Below are 14,487 nucleotides of genomic sequence, written 5' to 3'. Positions count from 1 at the left end.
AAAGGAGGATGTAGGATGCCTAAGGTAGATTTATTTAATATGAATGCTGAAAAAGTTGGTGAAATTGAGCTTTCTGATGCAGTTTTTGGCGCTCCAATAAACAAAGAGGCAATGCATCAGGTAGTTGTAAATATCCTTGCAAATAGAAGACAAGGAACTCAATCAGCATTAACAAGAGCAGAAGTTTCTGGTGGTGGAAAGAAGCCATGGAGACAAAAGGGAACAGGTAGAGCAAGACATGGTTCTATCAGATCACCACAATGGAGACACGGTGGTATTGTATTTGCACCAAAGCCAAGAGATTACAGCTATACATTACCAAAGAAGCTTAAGAGGGTTGCATTAAAGTCAGCGCTTTCTTCAAAGGTTGCTGAAAATCAAATTATTGTTCTTGATAAATTAACATTAGATGCTCCAAAAACTAAGACAATAGCTGAAATGTTAAAGAAGTTTAATGCCAACAAGACATTAATAGTTGTTAAGGAATCAGATGAAGTTATCTACAAGTCAGTTAGAAACATTGAAAATGCACATGTTATTCCTGTTAACAACTTAAACGTTTATGATATATTAAAGTATGACAAGTTTATAGTTACTCAGGATGCTGCAAGATTGATTGAGGAGGTGTATGCATAATGAAGCTTACAAATTATGATATTATCATAAGACCAATAATAACTGAAAAATCAATGAATCAAATGGCTTTAAGACAATACACTTTCCTCGTGCATCCTGATGCAAATAAGTCAATGATAAAGGATGCTATTGAACAAATTTTTGGTGTTAAGGTTGAATCAGTTAAGACAATTAACTACCAAGGAAAGAAAAAGAGAGTAGGATTTAATTTTGGAAAGAGACCAGATTACAAGAAGGCAATTGTTAAGCTTACAGCAGACAGCAAAGGAATTGAATTCTTTGAAGGATTTGGTGCCTAATAAGATATAAAATAAAGCGTTATTGGCTATGGGCCAGATAAGCGAGACGAAGGAGGGAAAGAAATGGGAATCAAAGTATATAAACCAACTTCTCCAGGTAGAAGAAATATGTCAGTTCTTGACTATTCAGAGATAACTAAAAAGGAACCTGAGAAGTCATTGGTTATAACTTTAAAGAAGAATTCAGGAAGAAATAACCAAGGTAGAATTACTGTTCGTCACAGAGGTGGCGGATATAAAATAAAATACAGAATTATCGATTTCAAGAGAAATAAGGATAACATACCAGCTAAAGTTACTGCAATAGAATACGATCCAAATAGATCAGCCTTCATCGCACTTTTAGCTTATGCAGATGGAGAAAAGAGATACATCATCGCTCCAAACGAATTAAAGGTTGGAGACATTGTAATGTCTGGTGAAAATGTTGATATTAAAGTAGGTAATGCACTACCATTAAGAAATATACCAGTTGGTACTTTCATTCATAATATTGAATTATATCCTGGAAAAGGTGGTCAGCTTGTTAGAGCAGCTGGTGGAACAGCACAGCTTCTTGCAAAAGAAGGAGATTACGCTCATGTAAGACTACCATCCGGAGAAATAAGACTTATAAGACTTGATTGTAGGGCTACAGTTGGTATCGTTGGTAACTTAAGTCATGAACTTGTTAGAATTGGTAAAGCAGGAAGAAAGAGACATATGGGTATAAGACCAACTGTAAGAGGTTCTGCAATGAACCCAGTTGACCATCCACACGGTGGTGGTGAAGGTAAGGCTCCAATCGGTCATCCAGGACCACTTACACCATGGGGTAAACCAACTCTTGGATACAAGACAAGAAAGAATAAGAAATACTCAGATAAATTCATCGTTAAGAAAAGAAAGTAATTTAAGGGAGCAGAAATATAAGGCGTGCCTTATATGCTCTGCTTCCTAAATAACCTAGAAGGGAGGAAACAAAGTTGGGTAGATCATTAAAAAAGGGACCTTTCTGTGATGATCATTTGTTAAAGAAAATTGTTGAAATGAATAAAGCAGGTGAAAAGAAGGTTATAAAGACTTGGTCAAGAAGATCAACTATACTTCCACAAATGATAGGACATACAATTGCAGTTTATGACGGAAGAAAGCATGTTCCTGTTTATATAACAGAAGATATGATTGGACATAAGTTAGGTGAATTTGCACCAACAAGAACATTTAAAGGACATGACGATACAGAAAAGTCATCAAAGGTTAAGAAGTAATGAAGGGAGGGTGCTTCGATGGAGGCAAAAGTAGCTAAAGCCCATGCAAGATATGTTAGAATATCACCAAGAAAAGTTCAAGTTGTTATAGATCTTATAAGAGGTAAGAACGTTGGTGAAGCTTTATCAATCTTAAAGCTTACTCCAAGAGCAGCAGCTCCAATAGTTGAGAAGGTTTTAAAATCAGCTATTGCAAATGCTGAAAACAATCACAACATGGATGTATCAAAGCTTTATATCGCAGAAATTTATGCAAATCAAGGACCAACACTAAAGAGATATCAACCACATGCACAAGGTAGAGCATTTGAAATAAAGAAAAGAACAAGCCACATAACAGTGGTATTAAAGGAAAGAGCATAACCGGAAGGAGGGTCATCGCGTGGGTCAAAAAGTAAATCCACATGGATTAAGAGTAGGTATAATTAAGGATTGGGATGCTAAATGGTATGCCGATGATAAGCATTTTGCTGATCTTCTAATTGAAGACAACAAAATAAGAAAGTTTATAAAGAATAAATACTATCAAGCAGGCATTTCAAGAGTAGTGATTGAAAGAACTGCTAATAAAGTAAGAATCAACATTCACACTGCAAAGCCAGGTATAGTTATTGGTAAAGGTGGCCAAGGTGTTGAAGAATTAAAGGCACAAATTGAAAAGATGACAGGAAAGAACATCCTTATAAACATAGTTGAAATTAAGAATCCAGAAATAGATGCACAGCTTGTTGCTGAAAACATAGCAGCACAAATCGAAAAGAGAGTTTCCTTTAGAAAGGCAATGAAGCAAGCTATATCAAGAGCTATGAGATTTGGAATAAAGGGTATCAAGACTGCAGTTTCAGGAAGACTTGGCGGTGCTGAAATGGCAAGAACAGAAGGATACCATGAAGGAACTATTCCACTTCAAACATTAAGAGCTGATATAGATTACGGATTTGCTGAAGCTCATACAACTTATGGCAAGATAGGTGTTAAAGTTTGGATATATAAGGGAGAAGTTCTTGGAAAGAGAAGACCACAGGTAACTGAGACAACAGAGGCTGCTAACGAATAATGGAATTGGGAAGGAGGAATTGGACATGTTAATGCCAAAAAGAGTTAAGCATCGTAAGGTTCAACGTGGAAGAATGAAGGGTAAGGCAACAAGAGGTAACACTCTTGCTTACGGCGATTACGGTTTGGTTGCAACTGAACCAGGCTGGGTAACAAGCAACCAAATAGAAGCAGCAAGAATTGCAATCAATAGATATATAAAAAGAGGCGGAAAGCTCTGGATAAAGATATTCCCAGATAAGCCAGTTACAAAGAAACCTGCTGAAACACGTATGGGTTCAGGTAAAGGTTCACCAGAATACTGGGTAGCAGTTGTTAAGCCAGGAAGAATCATGTTTGAGTTAAGCGGAGTTAATGAAGAAGTAGCAAGAGAAGCGATGAGACTTGCATCACATAAACTTCCTGTTAAATCAAAGTTTGTAACAAAAAGTGACTTTGAGATGGGTGGTGAAGTAAATGAAGGCTAATGAATTAAAGGCAATGAGAGAAGCAACAGCTGAAGAAATTCAAAAGAGAATAATAGAGCTAAAGGCAGAACTTTTTAATTTGAGATTTCAACATGCTACTGGTCAACTTGAAAACCCAATGAGAATTAGGGAAGTTAAGAAATCAATTGCACAACTTAAGACAATAATGAGAGAGAAAGAACTTAAGGCTATGGGCAGATAATGAAGGGAGGTATAGCCTGTGGAAAGAGGACTTAGAAAGGTTAGAATAGGAAAAGTAGTTTCAGATAAAATGGATAAGACAATAGTTGTTGCTGTAGAAAAGCTTGTTCGTCACCCACTCTACGGCAAAACAGTAAAGAGAACTACTAAGTTTAAGGCTCATGATGAAAACAATGAAGCTAAGATCGGTGATATCGTAAAGATCATGGAAACAAGACCTCTTAGCAAGGAAAAGAGATGGAGACTTGTTGAAATAATCGAGAGAGCAAAATAATTTCTCTGAAAGGAGGTTTAATTTATGATACAACCACAAACAAGATTAAAGGTTGCTGACAACACTGGTGCTAAAGAACTTATGTGTATCAGAGTTCTTGGCGGTTCAAATAGAAGATATGCAAATATAGGAGACATAATAGTAGCTAGCGTTAAGAGTGCAACACCCGGAGGTGTTGTTAAAAAAGGAGACGTAGTTAAGGCAGTTATAGTAAGATCAGTTAAAGGTGTAAGAAGACCAGATGGAACTTATATAAGATTCGATGAAAACGCTGCAGTTATCATCAAGGAAGATAAGACTCCAAGAGGAACAAGAATTTTCGGACCTGTAGCAAGAGAATTAAGAGAAAAAGAATTTACAAAGATTCTTTCACTTGCACCAGAGGTATTATAAAGGGAGGTGGCCTAAATGCCTAAGGTTCATGTTAAAAGAGGAGATACAGTTCTAGTAATCTCTGGTAAGGATAAAGGAAAAAAAGGTGAAGTTTTAAAGGTATTCCCAGAAAAGAATAGAGTAATCGTTAAGGGAGTTAATATAGTTTCAAAGCATGTAAGACCAAACATGGCAAATAGACAAGGTGGAATAATAAAGCAAGAAGCACCAATACATGCGTCAAATGTTATGCTTTACTGCACAAAGTGCAATAAGCCAACAAGAATTGCACATAAATTCTTAGAAGATGGATCAAAGGTTAGAGTTTGCAAACACTGCAACGAGACATTCTAAACCTTGAAAGGAGGTTAACTAAATGGTTCCAAGACTAAAGGAAAAGTATGAAAAGGAAGTTGTTCCAGCTTTACGTGAAAAGTTTGGATACAAAAGCATAATGGAAGTTCCAAGACTTGAAAAAGTCGTTATAAATATGGGAGTTGGCGATGCAAAGGATAATCCAAAGCTTTTAGAAGCAGCTGTAAATGATTTAACAACAATTGCAGGACAAAAGGCAGTTGTTACAAGAGCTAAAAAGTCAGTATCAAACTTCAAGATCAGAGAAGGAATGCCAATTGGATGTAAAGTTACATTAAGAGGAACAAGAATGTATGAGTTTGTTGATAAGTTAATTAACGTTGCACTTCCAAGAGTTAGAGACTTCAAGGGAGTTTCAAATAAGGCATTCGATGGAAGAGGAAATTATGCACTTGGTATAAAGGAACAATTAATATTCCCAGAAATTGAATATGATAAGGTAGAAAAGGTAAGAGGAATGGACATAATCTTTGTAACTACAGCAAAGACAGATGAAGAAGCTAGAGAGTTATTAAGATTATTAGGAATGCCATTCGCTCAATAAAAAAGGAGGGAGTTCCGTGGCACGTAAGGCAATGATTGCAAAGTGGCAAAGAAAACCAAAGTTCTCAACAAGAGCATATACAAGATGTAGAATATGTGGAAGACCACACGCAGTTCTTAGAAAGTTCGGCGTTTGCAGAATATGCTTTAGAGAACTAGCTTATAAAGGTGAAATTCCAGGTTGCAAGAAGGCAAGTTGGTAATATATAAGTTGAAAGGAGGCCAGAAATTATGGTTATGACTGACCCAATTGCTGATATGCTAACTCGTATCAGAAATGCAAATATAGTAAGACACGAATATGTTGAAGTTCCTGCCTCAAAGATAAAGAAGAGGATTGCAGAGATAATGGTTGAAGAAGGATATCTAGCGGCAATGGAAGAGTATCAAGACGGTTCTGTTCCAATGCTTAAGCTTACAATGAAATATGGTCCAAATAAGGAAAGAGTAATTTCAGGTATAAGAAGAATTTCAAAGCCAGGATTAAGAGTTTACGCTCAAAAGGATAATGTTCCAAAGGTTCTTGGAGGACTCGGAATAGCAATTCTTTCAACATCAAAAGGAATTATGACAGACAAACAAGCAAGAAAAGAAGGAATAGGTGGAGAAGTTATCTGCTACATTTGGTAATTTTGAAGAATAGGAGGTGCAGTCATGTCAAGAGTAGGTAGACTTCCTGTAGTTATACCTCAAGGCGTTACTGTTACAGTTAGCGACGACAATTTAGTAACAGTTAAAGGGCCAAAGGGCACACTTACAAAGCAAATGAGCAAAAAAATAAATATCGCTGTTGAAGATGGTAAGATTGTAGTAACAAGACCAAACGATGAAAAGGAAATAAGAGCACTTCACGGTTTAACAAGAGCTCTTATAAAGAATATGGTTGTTGGTGTTACAGAAGGATATCAAAAGACACTTGAACTTGTTGGTGTTGGTTACAGAGCAGCAAAGCAAGGAAAGAAACTTGTTTTAACAGTTGGATATTCACATCCTGTTGAAATAGATGCTGTTGAAGGAATAGAATTTGATGTTCCTGCTGCAAACCAAATAGTTGTAAAGGGAATCGACAAGGAACTTGTTGGTCAGGTTGCAGCAAGAATCAGAAGCGTTAGAGAACCAGAACCATACAAAGGAAAGGGAATTAAGTATATCGACGAAGTAATCAGACGTAAGGAAGGAAAGACTGGTAAGAAGTAATAGAAAGGAGTGAGCTTTGATGTTTAGTAAGCCATCCAGAAACGAACAAAGAATGAGAAGACATTTAAGAGTTCGTAAAAAGGTTTTTGGAACAGCTGAACGCCCAAGATTAAATGTATATAGAAGCGAAAAGCATATGTATGCACAAATTATAAACGATGAGCTTGGAGTAACTTTGGTTGCAGCTTCAACTTTGGATAAGGAATTAAGAGATAAGATTGCAGCAGGTAGCAACAAAGAAGCTGCAAGGGAAGTTGGAAAGCTTATAGCAAAGAGAGCATTAGAAAAGGGTATTACAAAGGTTGTTTTCGATAGAGGCGGATATATTTATCATGGAAGAGTAAAAGAACTTGCTGAAGGCGCTAGAGAAGCAGGCCTTGACTTCTAATGGAGAAGGAGGGAAATAGATGAGAATAGATCCAAGCAAGATTAAAGGGCTTAAGGAAAAAGTTGTTTATATAAATAGAGTTGCTAAAGTTGTTAAGGGTGGTAGAAACTTCAGATTTAGCGCTCTTGTAGTTGTTGGAAACGAAGATGGATATGTAGGAGTCGGAACAGGTAAAGCTGCTGAAGTTCCAGATGCAATAAGAAAGGCAATAGAAGATGCAAAGAAGCATCTTATAAAGGTTGCAAGATACGAAACTACTATTCCACATGAAATGATTGGTGAGTTTGGAGCAGGAAAAGTATTATTAATGCCAGCTCCAGAAGGAACAGGTATTATAGCTGGTGGTCCTGTTCGTGCGGTTCTTGAACTTGCAGGTATAAAGGACGTTAGAGCAAAGTCACTTGGTTCAAATAATGCAAGAAATATGGTTAATGCAACTATGGATGCTTTAATGAAACTTAAGACTCCAGAAGAAATAGCAAGGCTCAGAGGCAAGACAGTAGAAGAGATTTTAGGTTAGGAGGGGAAGACCGTGGGTAAGCTAAGAATTACACTTGTAAGAAGCACAATCGGCAAAAAGCCCGATCACAGAGCTACAGTAAGAGCCCTCGGCTTAACAAAGATAGGTAGAACTGTTGAGCATGAAGATACTCCTCAAATAAGAGGTATGGTAAATAAGGTTAAATACATGCTAAAGGTAGAAGAAGTATAATACGAGGGAGGTGCTTTAAATGAAGCTACATGAGTTAAGACCAGCTCCCGGAACAAGAAAGGAGCCAAAAAGAAAGGGTAGAGGAACTGCAACTGGTCAAGGTAAGACTGCAGGTAGAGGCCAAAAGGGCCAAACTTCTAGATCAGGTGGCGGAGTAAGACCAGGATTTGAAGGCGGTCAAATGCCACTTCAAAGAAGACTTCCAAAGAGAGGCTTTACAAATATATTTGCAAAGGAATATGCAGAAGTTAATGTTGAAGATTTAAATAAATTCGAAGCAGGAACAGTTGTTACTCCAGAACTTCTATTAGAAAAGAAAATAATAAGAAAGCTTATGGACGGAGTTAAAGTTCTTGGCAATGGTAATTTAGAGAAGGCTTTAACAGTAAAGGCTCATAAGTTCAGCGAATCAGCTGTTAAAAAGATAGAAGCTGCCGGAGGCAAGATAGAGGTGATTTAATATGTTAAAAACCTTACGTAATGCGTTCAGTATTCCGGATTTAAGGAGAAGAATTCTCTTTACTATATTTGTCCTCATGGTATACAGGGCGGGAGTTTTTATTCCCGTGCCTGGAATTAACCTTGATCAATTAAAGCAACTTGTAGACCAAGGGTTACTCTTTGGATTCTTAGATATAATTTCAGGCGGTGCTTTTAAGGAATTTAGTATATTTGCAATGGGTATTGTTCCATATATTAACTCTTCAATTATCTTCAGCCTTCTTGTAATAGCTATTCCAAGGCTTGAAGAACTTTCAAAGCAAGGTGAAGAGGGAAGAAAGAAGATTGCAGAATATACAAGATACGGAACTGTTGTTTTTGCTCTAATTCAATCCTTTAGTATTGCACTATATTTAAGAAACAATGGAGCTTTATTAGATAATTCATGGGGACAGATATTGTTAATAATGATAACTTTAACCGCAGGAACCACATTTGTTATGTGGCTTGGAGAAAAGATTACTGAATACGGTATAGGAAACGGCTCATCCATGATAATCTTTGCGGGAATTCTTGCTAGAATACCAACTATGGGTTATTCTATAGGAGTTGCTATAAAGGGAGGAACTGCAAATTATATCGAAGTAATATTATTCTTAGCCTTTGCAGTTCTTGTTATAGCTGGAGTCGTTGCAATGGACCTTGGAGAAAGAAGAATTCCTGTGCAGTATGCTCAAAGAAAAGTTGGAATGAGGACATACGGAGGACAGAGCACACATATTCCAATCAACTTAAATTCAGCTGGAGTAATAGCGATAATTTTTGCAATATCAGTATTGCAATTTCCACAAATAATTACTCAATTGACTTTAGAGCCAACTCATCCGGTTTATACTCTATTTAATTCAGGCTTTTTAAGTCCAAAGGGATGGGTTTATCCAATTGTATATATTTTCTTAATTATATTCTTTACTTGGTTCTATACATCGGTTACATTTAAGCCAGATGAAGTTGCACAAAACCTACAAAAGAGTGGTGGTTTTATCCCAGGATTAAGACCTGGAAAGCCAACTGAAGAGTATTTAACAAGAATTATAAATAGAATGACTGTAATTGGTGGTTTCTTTGCGTCATTAGTTGCAGTTTTACCAATTGTATTACAACATGTAACACATCTTGGTAATATTCAGTTTGGTGGAACAGCTTTATTGATAGTTGTAGGTGTTGCACTTGAATTAAATAAGCAACTAACAGCTCAACTATCAATGAGACATTATGAAGGATTCCTTAAATAATTTGGTTTGGAGGTATGTATATAAATGAGATTGATTTTGCTTGGCCCTCCTGGTGCTGGTAAGGGGACTCAAGCAAAAAACATAGTCAAGGCCTTCAATATACCTCATATATCAACGGGGGATATCTTTAGAAAGAATATTGCAGAGAAAACCCATATAGGTTTAAAGGCGAAGGAATATATCGATAATGGGCAATTGGTTCCAGACGATATAACTATAGAGATATGCCTAGAAAGATTAAATCAGCAAGATTGTATGAATGGTTTTTTGCTTGATGGTTTTCCAAGAACTGTAAGACAGGCAGATGCCTTAGAAGAATTTCTAAAGAGTCGAGGTTTAAAACTTGACGCTGCAATAAACATAATTGTTCCAACAGATGTTTTAAAAAGAAGACTTTCAGGTAGAAGAGTTTGCCTAAACTGTGGTGCAAGTTTCAATGTTGAGACTAATCCACCAAAGGTGGAAGGCATCTGCGACTATTGTTCTTCAAAGCTTATTCAAAGGGATGACGATTCAATTGAAACGGTTAATGAGAGATTAGAAGTATATCGAAGACAAACTGAACCTATAGTGGAATATTATGGTAAGAAAGGTTTGCTTCGAAATATTGATGGATATCAGGACATAGCAAAGGTTTTTGAAGATATATGCATAGCATTAGGGAGAGAACCTAAATGATTTATTTAAAATCAAAAAGTGAAGTTGATAAAATAAGAAGGTCTGGTAGAATTGTTGCTGAACTATTAAACTTATTAGAAAAGCAAATTAGACCAGGCATAACGACAAAGGAACTTGATAAATTCGCAGAAGAATTTATTATTAGTCATGGTGCAAAACCTTCTTTTAAAGGATATTACGGGTATCCCGGAAGCCTTTGCACTTCAATAAATGAAGAAGTAGTTCACGGGATACCCAGTGATAGAATTTTAAAAGAGGGCGACATTATAAGCATTGACTGCGGAGTTTTTTATGAGGGTTTCCACAGTGATGCAGCAAGGACCTTTGCCGTTGGTCATATCTCAGAGGAAGCTAAAAGGCTAATTGATATAACAGAGAAGAGTTTTTATGAAGGCATTAAATATGCCAGGGCTGGAAATAGAATTGGAGATATATCCAATGCTATTCAGACATTTGTTGAATCAAATGGCTATTCTGTTGTTAGAGATTATGTTGGCCACGGCATTGGAAAAGAACTGCATGAGGAACCACCAGTGCCCAATTATGGCAAAGCTGGAAGAGGACCAAAATTGGCAGTAGGTATGGTTTTAGCTATAGAGCCTATGGTGAATATGGGAACTTTTGCAGTAATTGAATTAGATGATGGGTGGACAGTGGTAACTGCAGATAAAAAATTATCGGCACATTATGAAAATACAATTGCAATACTTGAAAATGGACCTGAAATATTGACAATAATATAAAATAGAGGTGGATTTTATGGAAGGTATTGCCCTTGGACAAATAGTTCACTCCAGGGCAGGTAGGGATAAGGGACGATATTTCATCGTGGTAGGAATTGTGGATGAAAATTATGTCCTTATTGCAGATGGAGACTTAAGAAAAATTGAAAGGCCTAAGAAGAAAAAAATTAAGCATTTAGTTTTTCACGACTGGATTGCTAAGGATATTCAGGAGGCCTTTCAATTAAATAAGAAAATAAAGGATTCAGATTTAAGAAAAGCGCTGCAGTCAATGGGGTTATTATAAGGAGGTGTGTCCACCTTATGTCGAAGGACGATGTTATCGAATTACAGGGGACTGTAATTGAAGCTTTACCAAATGCGATGTTTAAGGTAGAATTAGAAAATGGGCATGTTATTTTAGCTCATATATCTGGAAAGCTTAGGATGAATTTTATTAAAATTCTTCCTGGAGACAAAGTTACAGTTGAAGTATCACCATACGATTTAAATCGTGGTAGAATAATTTGGAGAGGAAAGTAAGGAGGGATAGCCATGAAGGTTAGACCATCAGTAAAACCAATTTGCGAAAAATGCAAAGTAATTAAAAGACATGGAAGAATAATGGTTATATGTGAAAATCCAAAGCATAAGCAAAAACAAGGTTAATGACTTTGAACGCGGCTGCACCGAAGGCTCGGTGATATATATATAAAGTTTTAATCAGTTTACAGGAGGTGTAAAAATACAATGGCTAGAATTGCAGGTGTTGACTTGCCAAGAGAAAAACGTATTGAGATAGCCCTAACTTACATTTATGGTATTGGAAGACCAAGTGCAAACAAGATATTGCAAGAAACTGGTATCAATCCAGATACAAGAGTTAAGGACCTTACAGAAGAAGAAGTAGCAAAGCTCAGAGAATACATCGATAAGAACTTCACTGTCGAAGGTGATTTAAGAAGAGAAATAGCTTTAAATATCAAGAGATTAATGGAAATTGGTTGCTATAGAGGATTAAGACATAGAAGAGGATTACCAGTTAGAGGTCAAAGAACAAGAACAAATGCTAGAACAAGAAAGGGACCAAGAAGAACAATTGGTGGAAAGAAAAAGGCAGGAAAATAATAAAGGAGGGACGATGAATGGCAGCACAGGCTAAAGGTAAGAAAGTTAGAAAGAGAAGAGAACGTAAGCATGTTGATCGTGGCGCAGCTCACATCAAATCAACTTTCAATAATACAATAGTTACAATAACAGATGTTAATGGTAATGCAATTGCGTGGTCAAGTGCTGGTGCACTTGGATTCAGAGGCTCAAGAAAGAGCACTCCATTTGCAGCACAAATGGCAGCTGAAACAGCTGCAAAAACTGCTATTGAACATGGCATGAAGACTGTTGAAGTATATGTTAAAGGACCTGGTGCAGGTAGAGAAGCTGCTATAAGAGCACTTCAAGCTGCAGGTTTAGAAGTTAGCCTTATAAAGGACGTAACTCCAATTCCACATAACGGATGTAGACCACCAAAGAGAAGAAGAGTCTGATTATAGGAGGTGTAATAAATGGCTAGATATACAGGACCATCCTGCAAACTATGCAGAAGAGAAGGAGTTAAGCTATATCTTAAAGGAGATAGATGCTATTCAGATAAATGTGCTATAGTTAGAAGACCATATGCTCCTGGTCAGCATGGTCATAATAAGAAAAAGCTAACTAACTATGGTTTACAATTAAGAGAAAAGCAAAAGGCAAAGAGAATTTATGGAGTTTTAGAGTCACAATTTAGAAAATACTATGAAGAAGCTGAAAGACAAAAGGGTATTGCCGGTGAAAACCTTTTAAGACTTCTTGAAATGAGACTTGACAATGTTGTGTTTAGACTTGGTTTTGCTGGTTCAAGAGCAGAAGCAAGACAGCTTGTAAGACATGGCCATTTTACAGTAAATGGCAAGAAGGTAACAATTCCTTCATATCAAGTTAGAGTAAATGACGTAATAGCAGTAAAAGAAGGTAGCAAGAATTTAGAAAAGTTCAAGTCTTTACAGGAAGTTGCAACAACAACACCAAAATGGCTAACTGTTGACAAAGAAAAAATGGAAGGCCAAGTAACAGCATTACCACAAAGAGAAGATATCGATATTCCTGTAAATGAAACATTAATAGTTGAGCTTTACAGCAAGTAATGATTAATTAGAATCAGTTGCCCTCGGTGTTTAAAGTTATCAAAAGGAGGGTTCGTTAATGTTTGATATTGAAAAACCAAAAGTTGAGTGCATTGAGCGTGACGATGTCAATAATTACGCTAAGTATGTTATAGAACCACTTGAAAGAGGTTATGGAACTACGCTTGGCAATGCAATGAGAAGAGTTCTTCTTTCTTCATTGCCAGGCGCAGCAGTAACTTCAATTAAGATAGATGGAGTATTACATGAATTTTCAACTGTTCCAAATGTTAAGGAAGATGTAGTTGAAATCATTTTAAATGTTAAAGGACTAGCTATTAAGGCAGAAGGAGAATTTCCTAAAACGGCTGTTATAGATGTAATTGGCCCATGTGTTGTTACAGGGAAAGATATAAAATGTGATGGTTCAGTTGAAATTATAAACAAGGATCATCACATTGCTACAGTTAGTGAAGGCGGAAGGCTTTATATAGAGATGACAATAAATCAAGGAAGAGGATATGTTCCAGCTGAAAGAAATAAAGAACAAGCCCATACTATTGGAGTTATACCAGTAGACTCAATTTATACGCCAATTAAGAGGGTTAACTATGTAGTAGAAAATACACGTGTTGGGCAAAGAACAGATTATGATAAACTAACATTAGAGCTTTGGACAAATGGAACATTGACTCCAGATGATGCAATAAGCCTTTCAGCAAAGCTTTTAATAGAGCATTTTAGAATATTACTTTCACTTACAGATCAAGTTGATAAGGTTGAAGTCCTTATAGATAAAGAGGACGAAAAGAAGGATAAAGTATTGGAAATGACAATTGAAGAACTTGATCTTTCCCAAAGGGCATTTAACTGCTTAAAGAGGGCAGGAATAAATACAGTAGGAGATCTTGTTCAGAAGACAGAAGAAGATCTAATGAGAGTAAGAAATTTAGGAAAGAAATCTTTAGAAGAAGTTCAACAAAAATTAGAATCTCTTGGTTTCAGCTTAAAGAAGTCAGAGGAGTAGGAGGGATAGAAAGTGGCAAAGTATATGGGGCACCGTAAATTAGGTCGTCCTACTGATCAAAGAGTAGCTATGCTAAGAAACTTAGTTACAAGCTTCTTTAAGTCAGAGGACGGCAAAATAATCACAACAGAAGCTAAAGCTAAGGAAATAAGAAGCATTGCTGAAAAGATGATTACTCTTGCAAAAAGAGGAGATTTACATTCAAGAAGACAAGTTCTTGCATATATAAGAGAAGAAGAAGTTGTTAAAAAGCTTTTTGATGAAATAGCAAAGAAATATGAAGGAAGAAATGGTGGATACACTAGAATTTTAAAACTTGGACCAAGAAGAGGCGACTCTGCACCAATGGTTATAATAGAACTCGTGTAATATTAAGGGGATTAAGTTAAGTA

The 14,487-nt window shown here is 36.5% G+C and carries 30 protein-coding genes; all 30 read left to right on the top strand.

What is annotated here, in order from left to right; translation table 11 throughout:
• The first annotated feature begins 15 nt into the window (after positions 1 to 15).
• The 30 genes from rplD to rplQ all read left to right on the top strand — a co-directional run bounded on the left by rplD (position 16) and on the right by rplQ (position 14,464).
• Positions 16 to 636 (top strand): 50S ribosomal protein L4, encoded by a 621-nt coding sequence (rplD, locus tag Q3V94_RS01655; RefSeq protein ID WP_008908580.1) that lies wholly within the window; start codon positions 16 to 18, stop codon positions 634 to 636.
• Complete coding sequence (gene rplW, locus Q3V94_RS01650) at positions 636 to 935, top strand: 50S ribosomal protein L23 (RefSeq protein WP_008908579.1); 300 nt, start codon at positions 636 to 638, stop codon at positions 933 to 935. Before rplD ends, rplW begins: the two co-directional genes overlap by 1 nt.
• A gap of 63 nt (positions 936 to 998) precedes the next feature.
• Positions 999 to 1,826 carry a 50S ribosomal protein L2 gene (gene rplB / locus Q3V94_RS01645; RefSeq protein ID WP_008908578.1) on the top strand — a complete coding sequence of 276 codons (828 nt, stop codon included), beginning with the start codon at positions 999 to 1,001 and terminating at the stop codon, positions 1,824 to 1,826.
• Between the two features lie 74 nt (positions 1,827 to 1,900).
• The gene (gene rpsS, locus Q3V94_RS01640) at positions 1,901 to 2,185 is read left to right on the top strand and encodes a 30S ribosomal protein S19 (RefSeq protein ID WP_008908577.1); all 285 of its coding nucleotides are present in this window, start codon (positions 1,901 to 1,903) and stop codon (positions 2,183 to 2,185) included.
• 18 nt (positions 2,186 to 2,203) lie between these two features.
• Complete coding sequence (gene rplV, locus Q3V94_RS01635; protein WP_008908576.1) at positions 2,204 to 2,548, top strand: 50S ribosomal protein L22; 345 nt, start codon at positions 2,204 to 2,206, stop codon at positions 2,546 to 2,548.
• A 19-nt stretch (positions 2,549 to 2,567) separates the two neighbouring features.
• Complete coding sequence (rpsC, locus tag Q3V94_RS01630; RefSeq protein WP_008908575.1) at positions 2,568 to 3,242, top strand: 30S ribosomal protein S3; 675 nt, start codon at positions 2,568 to 2,570, stop codon at positions 3,240 to 3,242.
• Between the two features lie 25 nt (positions 3,243 to 3,267).
• Entirely contained in the window at positions 3,268 to 3,708 is a 441-nt protein-coding gene (gene rplP / locus Q3V94_RS01625) for a 50S ribosomal protein L16 (RefSeq protein WP_008908574.1), read from the top strand.
• Positions 3,698 to 3,910, top strand: a complete 213-nt coding sequence (rpmC, locus tag Q3V94_RS01620) for a 50S ribosomal protein L29 (RefSeq protein WP_008908573.1) — start codon at positions 3,698 to 3,700, stop codon at positions 3,908 to 3,910. The genes rplP and rpmC overlap by 11 nt, the downstream gene beginning before the upstream one ends.
• Before the next feature lie 18 nt (positions 3,911 to 3,928).
• Entirely contained in the window at positions 3,929 to 4,183 is a 255-nt protein-coding gene (gene rpsQ / locus Q3V94_RS01615) for a 30S ribosomal protein S17 (protein WP_008908572.1), read from the top strand.
• 24 nt (positions 4,184 to 4,207) lie between these two features.
• Positions 4,208 to 4,576, top strand: a complete 369-nt coding sequence (rplN, locus tag Q3V94_RS01610) for a 50S ribosomal protein L14 (RefSeq protein ID WP_008908571.1) — start codon at positions 4,208 to 4,210, stop codon at positions 4,574 to 4,576.
• A 15-nt stretch (positions 4,577 to 4,591) separates the two neighbouring features.
• Positions 4,592 to 4,909 (top strand): 50S ribosomal protein L24, encoded by a 318-nt coding sequence (gene rplX / locus Q3V94_RS01605; protein WP_008908570.1) that lies wholly within the window; start codon positions 4,592 to 4,594, stop codon positions 4,907 to 4,909.
• Positions 4,910 to 4,931: 22 nt separating this feature from the next.
• Entirely contained in the window at positions 4,932 to 5,474 is a 543-nt protein-coding gene (gene rplE, locus Q3V94_RS01600) for a 50S ribosomal protein L5 (RefSeq protein ID WP_008908569.1), read from the top strand.
• 16 nt (positions 5,475 to 5,490) lie between these two features.
• Complete coding sequence (locus tag Q3V94_RS01595) at positions 5,491 to 5,676, top strand: type Z 30S ribosomal protein S14 (RefSeq protein WP_008908568.1); 186 nt, start codon at positions 5,491 to 5,493, stop codon at positions 5,674 to 5,676.
• A 28-nt stretch (positions 5,677 to 5,704) separates the two neighbouring features.
• Positions 5,705 to 6,103: a 30S ribosomal protein S8 gene (rpsH, locus tag Q3V94_RS01590; RefSeq protein WP_008908567.1), complete on the top strand. Its 399-nt coding sequence runs from the start codon at positions 5,705 to 5,707 to the stop codon at positions 6,101 to 6,103.
• Positions 6,104 to 6,127: 24 nt separating this feature from the next.
• Positions 6,128 to 6,670: a 50S ribosomal protein L6 gene (gene rplF, locus Q3V94_RS01585; RefSeq protein ID WP_008908566.1), complete on the top strand. Its 543-nt coding sequence runs from the start codon at positions 6,128 to 6,130 to the stop codon at positions 6,668 to 6,670.
• Positions 6,671 to 6,689: 19 nt separating this feature from the next.
• On the top strand, positions 6,690 to 7,058 hold the full coding sequence (gene rplR, locus Q3V94_RS01580) for a 50S ribosomal protein L18 (RefSeq protein ID WP_274767134.1): 369 nt from the start codon (positions 6,690 to 6,692) through the stop codon (positions 7,056 to 7,058).
• A 19-nt stretch (positions 7,059 to 7,077) separates the two neighbouring features.
• Positions 7,078 to 7,578: a 30S ribosomal protein S5 gene (gene rpsE / locus Q3V94_RS01575; RefSeq protein ID WP_008908564.1), complete on the top strand. Its 501-nt coding sequence runs from the start codon at positions 7,078 to 7,080 to the stop codon at positions 7,576 to 7,578.
• Positions 7,579 to 7,590: 12 nt separating this feature from the next.
• A complete protein-coding gene (gene rpmD, locus Q3V94_RS01570; protein ID WP_008908563.1) occupies positions 7,591 to 7,770 on the top strand; it encodes a 50S ribosomal protein L30 in 180 nt (59 codons plus the stop codon).
• A gap of 19 nt (positions 7,771 to 7,789) precedes the next feature.
• On the top strand, positions 7,790 to 8,230 hold the full coding sequence (gene rplO, locus Q3V94_RS01565) for a 50S ribosomal protein L15 (protein ID WP_008908562.1): 441 nt from the start codon (positions 7,790 to 7,792) through the stop codon (positions 8,228 to 8,230).
• Between the two features lies 1 nt (position 8,231).
• The gene (gene secY / locus Q3V94_RS01560) at positions 8,232 to 9,506 is read left to right on the top strand and encodes a preprotein translocase subunit SecY (protein WP_274767135.1); all 1,275 of its coding nucleotides are present in this window, start codon (positions 8,232 to 8,234) and stop codon (positions 9,504 to 9,506) included.
• 24 nt (positions 9,507 to 9,530) lie between these two features.
• Positions 9,531 to 10,184 carry an adenylate kinase gene (locus Q3V94_RS01555; protein WP_303524766.1) on the top strand — a complete coding sequence of 218 codons (654 nt, stop codon included), beginning with the start codon at positions 9,531 to 9,533 and terminating at the stop codon, positions 10,182 to 10,184.
• Positions 10,181 to 10,927: a type I methionyl aminopeptidase gene (gene map / locus Q3V94_RS01550; RefSeq protein WP_303524764.1), complete on the top strand. Its 747-nt coding sequence runs from the start codon at positions 10,181 to 10,183 to the stop codon at positions 10,925 to 10,927. The genes Q3V94_RS01555 and map overlap by 4 nt, the downstream gene beginning before the upstream one ends.
• Before the next feature lie 16 nt (positions 10,928 to 10,943).
• Entirely contained in the window at positions 10,944 to 11,213 is a 270-nt protein-coding gene (locus Q3V94_RS01545; RefSeq protein WP_008908558.1) for a KOW domain-containing RNA-binding protein, read from the top strand.
• Positions 11,214 to 11,230: 17 nt separating this feature from the next.
• Positions 11,231 to 11,449 (top strand): translation initiation factor IF-1, encoded by a 219-nt coding sequence (infA, locus tag Q3V94_RS01540; RefSeq protein WP_057977873.1) that lies wholly within the window; start codon positions 11,231 to 11,233, stop codon positions 11,447 to 11,449.
• A gap of 12 nt (positions 11,450 to 11,461) precedes the next feature.
• Positions 11,462 to 11,575, top strand: coding sequence for a 50S ribosomal protein L36 (gene rpmJ, locus Q3V94_RS01535; protein ID WP_008908556.1), 114 nt, complete (start codon positions 11,462 to 11,464; stop codon positions 11,573 to 11,575).
• A gap of 81 nt (positions 11,576 to 11,656) precedes the next feature.
• On the top strand, positions 11,657 to 12,034 hold the full coding sequence (gene rpsM, locus Q3V94_RS01530; protein ID WP_008908555.1) for a 30S ribosomal protein S13: 378 nt from the start codon (positions 11,657 to 11,659) through the stop codon (positions 12,032 to 12,034).
• Positions 12,035 to 12,051: 17 nt separating this feature from the next.
• Complete coding sequence (rpsK, locus tag Q3V94_RS01525) at positions 12,052 to 12,450, top strand: 30S ribosomal protein S11 (RefSeq protein WP_008908554.1); 399 nt, start codon at positions 12,052 to 12,054, stop codon at positions 12,448 to 12,450.
• An 18-nt stretch (positions 12,451 to 12,468) separates the two neighbouring features.
• Positions 12,469 to 13,089, top strand: a complete 621-nt coding sequence (rpsD, locus tag Q3V94_RS01520) for a 30S ribosomal protein S4 (protein WP_008908553.1) — start codon at positions 12,469 to 12,471, stop codon at positions 13,087 to 13,089.
• A 58-nt stretch (positions 13,090 to 13,147) separates the two neighbouring features.
• Positions 13,148 to 14,095, top strand: a complete 948-nt coding sequence (locus Q3V94_RS01515; protein ID WP_008908552.1) for a DNA-directed RNA polymerase subunit alpha — start codon at positions 13,148 to 13,150, stop codon at positions 14,093 to 14,095.
• 24 nt (positions 14,096 to 14,119) lie between these two features.
• A complete protein-coding gene (gene rplQ / locus Q3V94_RS01510; RefSeq protein ID WP_040306110.1) occupies positions 14,120 to 14,464 on the top strand; it encodes a 50S ribosomal protein L17 in 345 nt (114 codons plus the stop codon).
• Positions 14,465 to 14,487: the final 23 nt, after the last annotated feature.

The organism is Caloramator sp. CAR-1 (genome assembly GCF_030546345.1).
GTDB classification, from domain to species: Bacteria; Bacillota; Clostridia; order Clostridiales; family Caloramatoraceae; genus Caloramator; species Caloramator australicus.
This window is presented reverse-complemented; position numbering and strand designations above follow the sequence as displayed.

Bases quoted from the DNA above. Each gene is read 5' to 3' on its own strand.
- rplD (WP_008908580.1), top strand. From the start codon at position 16: ATGCCTAAGGTAGATTTATTTAATATGAATGCTGAAAAAGTTGGTGAA.
- rplW (WP_008908579.1), top strand. From the start codon at position 636: ATGAAGCTTACAAATTATGATATTATCATAAGACCAATAATAACTGAA.
- rplB (WP_008908578.1), top strand. From the start codon at position 999: ATGGGAATCAAAGTATATAAACCAACTTCTCCAGGTAGAAGAAATATG.
- rplV (WP_008908576.1), top strand. From the start codon at position 2,204: ATGGAGGCAAAAGTAGCTAAAGCCCATGCAAGATATGTTAGAATATCA.
- rplP (WP_008908574.1), top strand. From the start codon at position 3,268: ATGTTAATGCCAAAAAGAGTTAAGCATCGTAAGGTTCAACGTGGAAGA.
- rpmC (WP_008908573.1), top strand. From the start codon at position 3,698: ATGAAGGCTAATGAATTAAAGGCAATGAGAGAAGCAACAGCTGAAGAA.
- rplN (WP_008908571.1), top strand. From the start codon at position 4,208: ATGATACAACCACAAACAAGATTAAAGGTTGCTGACAACACTGGTGCT.
- rplX (WP_008908570.1), top strand. From the start codon at position 4,592: ATGCCTAAGGTTCATGTTAAAAGAGGAGATACAGTTCTAGTAATCTCT.
- rplE (WP_008908569.1), top strand. From the start codon at position 4,932: ATGGTTCCAAGACTAAAGGAAAAGTATGAAAAGGAAGTTGTTCCAGCT.
- rpsH (WP_008908567.1), top strand. From the start codon at position 5,705: ATGGTTATGACTGACCCAATTGCTGATATGCTAACTCGTATCAGAAAT.
- rplF (WP_008908566.1), top strand. From the start codon at position 6,128: ATGTCAAGAGTAGGTAGACTTCCTGTAGTTATACCTCAAGGCGTTACT.
- rplR (WP_274767134.1), top strand. From the start codon at position 6,690: ATGTTTAGTAAGCCATCCAGAAACGAACAAAGAATGAGAAGACATTTA.
- rpsE (WP_008908564.1), top strand. From the start codon at position 7,078: ATGAGAATAGATCCAAGCAAGATTAAAGGGCTTAAGGAAAAAGTTGTT.
- rplO (WP_008908562.1), top strand. From the start codon at position 7,790: ATGAAGCTACATGAGTTAAGACCAGCTCCCGGAACAAGAAAGGAGCCA.
- secY (WP_274767135.1), top strand. From the start codon at position 8,232: ATGTTAAAAACCTTACGTAATGCGTTCAGTATTCCGGATTTAAGGAGA.
- Q3V94_RS01555 (WP_303524766.1), top strand. From the start codon at position 9,531: ATGAGATTGATTTTGCTTGGCCCTCCTGGTGCTGGTAAGGGGACTCAA.
- map (WP_303524764.1), top strand. From the start codon at position 10,181: ATGATTTATTTAAAATCAAAAAGTGAAGTTGATAAAATAAGAAGGTCT.
- Q3V94_RS01545 (WP_008908558.1), top strand. From the start codon at position 10,944: ATGGAAGGTATTGCCCTTGGACAAATAGTTCACTCCAGGGCAGGTAGG.
- infA (WP_057977873.1), top strand. From the start codon at position 11,231: ATGTCGAAGGACGATGTTATCGAATTACAGGGGACTGTAATTGAAGCT.
- rpmJ (WP_008908556.1), top strand. From the start codon at position 11,462: ATGAAGGTTAGACCATCAGTAAAACCAATTTGCGAAAAATGCAAAGTA.
- rpsM (WP_008908555.1), top strand. From the start codon at position 11,657: ATGGCTAGAATTGCAGGTGTTGACTTGCCAAGAGAAAAACGTATTGAG.
- rpsK (WP_008908554.1), top strand. From the start codon at position 12,052: ATGGCAGCACAGGCTAAAGGTAAGAAAGTTAGAAAGAGAAGAGAACGT.
- rpsD (WP_008908553.1), top strand. From the start codon at position 12,469: ATGGCTAGATATACAGGACCATCCTGCAAACTATGCAGAAGAGAAGGA.
- Q3V94_RS01515 (WP_008908552.1), top strand. From the start codon at position 13,148: ATGTTTGATATTGAAAAACCAAAAGTTGAGTGCATTGAGCGTGACGAT.
- rplQ (WP_040306110.1), top strand. From the start codon at position 14,120: ATGGGGCACCGTAAATTAGGTCGTCCTACTGATCAAAGAGTAGCTATG.